The following is a 492-nucleotide window of genomic DNA, read 5'->3' on the forward strand; positions in this document are numbered from 1 at the left end:
CGACGGGCCACCACACCTGGAGCGTTCCGGAGATCGAGCTTTTCGTCGAGCGGCACGCCGCCGGCACCAAGGCGCATCTGGCCCTGATGCTGTTCCTGCTGCTGGGCCAGCGCATCAGCGACGTCGCCAAGTTCGGCAGGCAGCATATCCGAAAGCCGCGCCACGTCGCGCCCAAGCTGCGGCAGATCCATGCCGGCCGCTGGCTGGCCTTCCGCCAGCACAAGAACCGGAACAAGGACCCGGTCGACCTCGTCATCCCGATCCTGCCGCAGCTCGAGACGGTCCTGCAGGACGCCAAGGACGCCGGCACGCTGGGCACCATGACGTTCCTTGAGACGAGCTTCGGCAAGCCCCACACGGTCAAGGGGTTGGGTAACTGGTTTGCCGACAGGTGCAAGGAGGCCGGCGTTCCCGGACGCGCCCACGGGCTCCGCAAGGCCGGCGCGACACTGGCGGCGCAGAATGGCGCGACGCCGCACCAGCTGATGGCGA

The 492-nt window shown here is 68.3% G+C and carries 1 protein-coding gene; it reads left to right on the forward strand.

The annotated features are described in order from the left end of the window. Positions 1 to 492: hypothetical protein (locus AACY08_RS29015; RefSeq protein ID WP_339472521.1), on the forward strand; the 492-nt coding region annotated here is incomplete at both ends.

It is taken from the genome of Pseudomonas sp. EL_65y_Pfl1_R83 (genome assembly GCF_963970695.1).
Classification (GTDB): domain Bacteria; phylum Pseudomonadota; class Gammaproteobacteria; order Pseudomonadales; family Pseudomonadaceae; genus Aquipseudomonas; species Aquipseudomonas tritici.